At 59.9% G+C, this 5,113-nt stretch carries 4 protein-coding genes; 1 reads left to right on the plus strand and 3 read right to left on the minus strand.

Annotated elements, in window-relative coordinates:
• Nucleotides 1-341, plus strand: a 341-nt coding sequence (locus BGIM_RS54490) for a hypothetical protein (RefSeq protein ID WP_040891511.1), incomplete at its 5' end; no start/stop codon positions are given.
• A 175-nt stretch (nucleotides 342-516) separates the two neighbouring features.
• On the opposite strand, the gene BGIM_RS58940 is transcribed toward BGIM_RS54490, so the two are convergent.
• From BGIM_RS58940 to BGIM_RS0137410, 3 genes are all read right to left on the minus strand, one after another.
• Nucleotides 517-3,465 (minus strand): protein kinase domain-containing protein, encoded by a 2,949-nt coding sequence (locus tag BGIM_RS58940; protein ID WP_020474732.1) that lies wholly within the window; start codon nucleotides 3,463-3,465, stop codon nucleotides 517-519.
• 180 nt (nucleotides 3,466-3,645) lie between these two features.
• On the minus strand, nucleotides 3,646-4,506 hold the full coding sequence (locus tag BGIM_RS58945) for a DUF1559 family PulG-like putative transporter (protein ID WP_020474733.1): 861 nt from the start codon (nucleotides 4,504-4,506) through the stop codon (nucleotides 3,646-3,648).
• A 211-nt stretch (nucleotides 4,507-4,717) separates the two neighbouring features.
• Nucleotides 4,718-5,113, minus strand: a 396-nt coding sequence (locus BGIM_RS0137410) for a hypothetical protein (RefSeq protein ID WP_029631385.1), incomplete at its 5' end; no start/stop codon positions are given.

Raw genomic sequence — 5,113 nt, forward strand, 5'->3', positions numbered from 1 at the left:
TCGAACTGTTCTTCAAGGAGTTGAAAAGCACATTGGGCTTCGCCCAATGCCGCCTGCGCCGGTTCGAGGCGACGGAGGGATGGCTGGAGCTGGTCCTGGTGACGTTCCTGTGGCTGGAGTGGCATCGGGCGAGGCAACTGGCCAAGTCCGGCCTGACGACGAAGCAGAAAGAGCGCTGGCGACACCAGCGAACCCACGGCCTCTGCCTGGCGGTCCGCCGCCACAGCGAACAGGCCGACTTGGAATACCTGGCCCGCGCCATGCAAACACCCGGCGGAATCCGGCGTTTGCGACGAAAACTCCGGCAGGCCATCCCGGCCGAGTTTCGCACCGCCGGATAAAAAGCGCAACTTCAAAACGCGCCAGCGAGGGTACCTCGGCTCCCGGTGGTCCAACGGTTCCCCGACGGGCTGACGACCCTGCCGATCATCCTTCCGGAGAGTTGTCAGAGCGGAGTCCTGCCGGGCGTGAGCAACGCACGAGAGTTGCCACCGGCATATCAGTTTGAGTTCTGCCTTATTTGGTTAAAAAGACATTGCAGCCAGGCAATTTCCGCTTGAGGGCTTTCACTCCGTCGGTTGTGACGGCCGTGTTCTTGGCTCGCACGTCGTTGAGCTTTTCGCATTGGCCCAAGCCAAGCAAGCGTTCGTCCGTCACGCCCGTGGCGTTTTCGACCGACAATTTCTCCAGTTTCTTGCAACGCCCGAGCGGCTCCAGACGGGCATCAGTCAGGTCCGCGTTGTCCATCAACAGGCTCGATAGATTTTCGCACCGCGACACCGCCGCCATGCCCTCCGTTGTCATCCTCATCCTACCCAGGCCCAAAAAGGTCAGTCGGGGGTAGTTTTTCAGAACCCCCAATCCGGCCGAAGTCACCCTTGTGTCGGTTAGGCCCACAAATTCCAACTCGGGGCAGTCCTCCAAGAATTTAATTCCCGCGTTGTCGATGACCGTGTGATCCAGCGAGATCCTCTGAAGATGGCGGCAGTCTTTAAAGTGGGCCAGCCCCTTGTTGGTGACCTTGGTCATCGGCAGGGAAAGCTCGACAAGGTCCTTGCAGTTTTTGAAACAGGCGATGCCGGAATCACCGATGGAAGTCAGATCCAGGCGAAGTTTGGTCACGTTGGTCCGGTCGGCGAACCAAGCCAGGCCGGCGTTGGTCACTCGGGTCTGATCCAAATAAAGCACATGCAAATCCGGGCAATTTCTGAAAAAGGCCAGACCGTCGTCCGTGAGGCCGGTGACTTGGAAATTGATTTCCCTCACATGTTGACAGTAAGCACAAGCCGCCAATCCCCCGGCGGTTATCTTCGAGCAATACGACATGTCTATGTGCGTGAGGCGAAACGGCCGGGTTGGCAAATCCTCGACCGTGGTGATGACTTGGTCCTGATCATCGACGCGAATCTTTCCGTCGATGCCCAAGAGATAAGTGGCCGCCTCGTAATCGGCCGATTCAACCCTGTTCCAGAACGCGACCGGCGTCAAAGAGTTGATTGTTCGCAAAACGCGAAGGGATTTCAAAATGTCATCGTCCCGCTTTGGCGCGAAATCGCATGAGAGGTTCATCAGTGGCATGCCCCGTAGCGGGGACAAATCCGTTGCCCGAGTGCCATTGCAAAACAGCATATCCAATGGCATTCCTTGAAGCGGGGACAGATCGGCCACCGGCGTTTTGGAGCAGTCTAGAAAATGCAGTTTCATGCCCCGCAATGGCGACAGGTCCGGCACGTTCGACCCGGCAATCGACAAAAGAAACAGCGGCATTCCCTCCAGCGGGCGAAGGTCGTTCACCGGTAAAAAGCCGCAGTCCAGTTCCGTCAGTTTCAATCCCCGTAGCGGCGACAAATCGGAAAGATGTCTTTGGTACGGTGACACGATGCCGCCGTTGCAATTAAAGATTTTGAGCCCGGACAGGACGCGCACCGGCGAGATGTCCGTCAGGTGAACGGGGACTATTTGCAGCTTTGTGACCACTCCGTCGTCGATCCGATAATCCACGGTGCCTTCGTAGCCGGGGTTGAGCCGTTTGAGTTCCGCATGCACCTCCTTGATCTGCTCAAGGGCCGGAAGACCGGACACCCTCTGTTCCCATTCGGCACGGGAGTTTTTTGCCAAAACCGGGGAAGCATTTTCCGGCTCCCGCTCGGTTCGGAGCGGGCTTGTTTCGACAAACCACTTCTGACACAGCGAAAAGATGACCGGACTCGACGCTAGGAGCAACAACCCGAGAAACATCGCTTTTTCGCGGTGACGACGGGCAAATTTTCCGGCCCGGTAGACGACCGACGGCGGCGCTGCTTTGACCGGCTGGCCGTCCAAATACCGTCCGATGTCGGCCGCCAGTTCGCCGACGGTCTGGTATCGTCGGCTCCGGTCCTTTTCCAACGCCCGCAAGACGATCCAATCCAACTCGCCCCGGATGCCGTGGACCAACTCTCTCGGCTCGGCACTCCGGGCGGCAGCGATGGTTGGCAGGGTTCGGGGGTTGCGCAGGCGGTCGCTTGGCCGGGGCGGGTCCAGTTCACGCAATTCTCGCAGGACTCCCGCCAAGTCGGCCAGCGGGGCCGGCCGGCCCAGCGGAGTGGCTCCGGTGAGCAGTTCATACAGGATCACCCCGAGCGAATACACATCCGACCGGCCGTCCACGTCAAGGGAGTTGAACGACGCCTGCTCCGGGCTCATGTACTCGGGGGTGCCCAGCACCGCCCCGAACCCGGTCATCAGGGTGCGGTCGGTGAGCGCCTGGCCGGTCGCCTTGGCGATCCCGAAATCAATCACCTTGGGAATTGGCCGATCATCGTATTCGGCCACCAGAATGTTGGTCGGCTTGAGGTCGCGGTGGATGATCCCTTTCTGGTGGGCATGCTGGACGGCCTGGCAGATTGGGATGAACAGTTTCAGCCGCTCGCGAAGAGTGAGGCGATGGTCGTCGCAATAGCGGGAGATCGGTTCCCCCCTGACCAGTTCCATGACAAAGAAAGGCCGGCCGGCCTCGGTCTGGCCGGCGTCAAGCACCTTGGAGATGTTCGGGTGGTCCATGAGGGCCAGCGCCTGCCGTTCGGCCTCAAAGCGGGTCAGCACTTCCTTGGAATCCATGCCCGGCTTGATGAGCTTGACAGCCACCGTCCGCCTCATGGGACTGGCTTGCCGGGCCATCCAGACGCTGCCCATTCCCCCCTCGCCGAGCGGCTCGATTAGTTTGTATCGGCCGCCGACCACCGCCCCCGCCTCAGCTCCAAATGAGGCCAATCTGTCGGCGGGCGGCAGGGCGGCGGCCGCCCGCCGAAAAGCAACCGCTTCGGTTCGTTCGCGGGCGTCCAAGGATTCCAGATAGGTTTCGCAATGCGGGCACCCGGCCAGGTGATCCGCCAGCCAATCAACAGCGGTGCCGGAGGGCAGGTCGGCCCCTTGGTGGAAGGCTTTCAGGTCGGCGGGCTCTGGGCACTGGTCGGACGACGCCATGCGGGGAACCTAGCGGGGGGCGAAGGAATACCTTTAACATAATCCGGCCGGTATAAAACGACCTGATCGTCCTTCGTTTGCAGGCCCATTCGTGCGAATTGCGGATGCCAATAATGTCAACTGAATTATAACGGAGCATCTGGCATACGAGGAAAGGACGCGGAGGCGATCATTGGCGTTTTACCAGTTGCCACCGAGCAGTTCGCCGCCGGCCGGAGTCATGGCGGCTCCCCAGTTGGTTGTCGCCGACCCGCCGTTCGGCGAGGCGGTTGCCCCGGCCAGACTGAGGAGTTTCACGCTTCCGTCCAGCATGCCCACCAAGATCACCCCGCGGTGCGATCCGCTCGGAAATGCCGGATCGCATGTGTCCGGATTGCCTCCCAAATTCCCGGCCGTCGGAGGCACGGCATTCGGCATATAGGCCGAACTGCTGGAACAAGTTCCCACGATCACTCCCTGATTGAGGGTGATATGCAGCCAGGTGTTGTAAGCTTGGGTGGCGCTGTTGCAGAACTTCCGCTGTTCGGACAACAAAATAGTGTTCGATGTCCCGTCGATAATCTGGCCGATGTTGGTCGTCATGGGGCTGGTTGTCGTGCCGGCCGCCACCAAGTTTCCGTTGAAGGCGTAGCTGGTCAGCGCCAGGTTGCCGAAAGCCACATAGTTGTCGCCAGCCGACCGGTCGGCCGGGCTGATGTACGTTTTCACCGCCACCGTCCCGCCTGCCGCACCTTGGTCGAAGATCGCTTGTTGCTCGACATAAGGAAGCAACTCAAAAAAGACTCCCGGCGAGAATTTACCAAAGCCAAATCCGCTCAGTCGTGGTCCGGTGACCAGATGCGGGATTAGATCGCCGCGATCCCCCGCATAGCCATGAGTGGCCAGGCCAAGTTGTTTGACGTTGTTCGTGCTGGAAATCCGATTGGCCGCGTCCCGGATCTTCTGGACGGCGGGCAACAGCAAGCCAATGAGGATGGCGATAATCGCGATCACCACCAGCAACTCAATCAGAGTAAACCCGCCACGACGACGTGCACGCATTTCCGGCTCCGCATTTGAAATAGTGAGTGCAATTTGAGGCAAGCGACCGGCGGCCGTTGCGTCGATGGATGCCACCGCTGGTCGACTGGTGCGAAATCAAACAGCAGCATTTGCAAATGATCTCAAGAGCCCCACTGCGTCAGCGGTGGGGGTGGCTTCCTGTGGGTGGCGGCCACCCCCACCGCTGACGCAGCAGTCGTGTGAAGATCTTTCAAGGAGTTCTCCGCAAGACCCGGAAGACAGAATCGTGAGGTTTTTCCTGCCGGAGTTTCTTGGTTTTTGGCTTCGGGGGACCGGAGGGCCGGGGGCGGGCGGACTTGGTCCATTTGCGATGCCACGTTCCCTGAAGCAACTTCAGTAACCACGCCTGAAGTTGCTCCGGCCCGAGAGGGACCAGCAGGAGTTCCAGATGGGCGGGGGTGAGCAACCTCGCCACGGTCGTCAGTTCGGACCGCACGTCGCGGAACAACATCTCCCCCGAGACCTTCTCCGGCGGCCTGTCGTTGGCGACGGCCGCATATTGATGAACCATCCGGATCAGATTGTAAACCACCAGGCACAGCGACATTTGCAACAGCGTCGCCTCCGGAGTCGAGCCGATCAGCCG

It is taken from the genome of Zavarzinella formosa DSM 19928 (assembly GCF_000255705.1).
Taxonomy (GTDB): domain Bacteria; phylum Planctomycetota; class Planctomycetia; order Gemmatales; family Gemmataceae; genus Zavarzinella; species Zavarzinella formosa.